The organism is Mediterraneibacter sp. ICN-202921 (assembly GCF_037890075.1).
GTDB classification, from domain to species: Bacteria; Bacillota; Clostridia; order Lachnospirales; family Lachnospiraceae; genus Mediterraneibacter; species Mediterraneibacter massiliensis.
The window spans coordinates 1-854 of record NZ_JBBKBE010000040.1 but is presented as its reverse complement, the minus strand read 5'-3'; the positions used below and the strand labels follow the sequence as shown (position 1 = coordinate 854).

Sequence of the window (854 nt, the reverse complement as noted above, 5' to 3'; positions counted from 1 at the left end):
CTTTTGGCATGTCTTCACCTCCTCATCTGGTTCTGTCCTTTTTATCGGACACCCTCTCTGCTACAATTACTCCAAGAAGTATTCAATACTGACGCCGAAGTAGTCGGCAAGGATTTTCAGTTTAGGTGCTTTTGGAGTTGATTTTCCATCACGCCAATCATAGAGAGTTGCTGTTGCAATTCCAGTATCAACTGAAACTCTGTAAATTGTTTTGTTAGTTTTTTCCAATAACCGTTGGAATTTTTCGTACATTATTACACCACCTTTCCGAGATAAATTATTGCTTTTATATCGGAAATATGATATAGTCAAGTTACCAGCAAAACTATTTCATATTTCCGAGATACGATCCCTTCCGTTTATCACGGTTTTCTTTCGTATCTCTAATATATCACGGTTTTCTTTTATAGTCAATACATTTTATGAAATTTTTCCGTGGTATCTTGGAGGAATCATAATGTACAAAAAATTTGAACAACTGTTACGACAAAATAATGTAACACCATACAGAGTGCATAAGGAAACAGGAATATCTACAGCAACATTGTCAGATTGGAAAAATGGGAAAAGCGAACCTAAAAAAGATAAAATAGAAAAAATTTGTCAGTATTTTGAAGTTCCCCTATCTTACTTTTATGGTGAAGAATCAGAAGGTGGTGAGAAATACTATCTAAATGAAGAGACTGCACAAGTAGCGCAAGAAATATTTGAAAACAAAGAGTTACGGGCTTTATTTGATGTGCAGAAAGACATGGAACCTGAAGACTTGAAAGCATTGCACAATATGGCTCTCGCTCTTAAACGAAAGGAACGTGGAGACATTGACGACACCGGTTATTAATTGCAATATCATA

General features: G+C 35.6%; 2 protein-coding genes. One reads left to right on the top strand and one right to left on the bottom strand.

The annotated features are described in order from the left end of the window. Nucleotides 1–66 precede the first annotated feature (66 nt). Nucleotides 67–252, bottom strand: a complete 186-nt coding sequence (locus WKT01_RS13710; RefSeq protein ID WP_340312761.1) for a helix-turn-helix domain-containing protein — start codon at nucleotides 250–252, stop codon at nucleotides 67–69. A gap of 205 nt (nucleotides 253–457) precedes the next feature. Between WKT01_RS13710 and WKT01_RS13705 the strand changes: the two genes are divergently transcribed. Next, nucleotides 458–841: a helix-turn-helix domain-containing protein gene (locus WKT01_RS13705; RefSeq protein ID WP_340312760.1), complete on the top strand. Its 384-nt coding sequence runs from the start codon at nucleotides 458–460 to the stop codon at nucleotides 839–841. Nucleotides 842–854 lie beyond the last annotated feature (13 nt).

Excerpts from the sequence above, each read along its gene's own strand:
- WKT01_RS13710 (WP_340312761.1), bottom strand. The coding sequence starts at position 252 with ATGTACGAAAAATTCCAACGGTTATTGGAAAAAACTAACAAAACAATT.
- WKT01_RS13705 (WP_340312760.1), top strand. The coding sequence starts at position 458 with ATGTACAAAAAATTTGAACAACTGTTACGACAAAATAATGTAACACCA.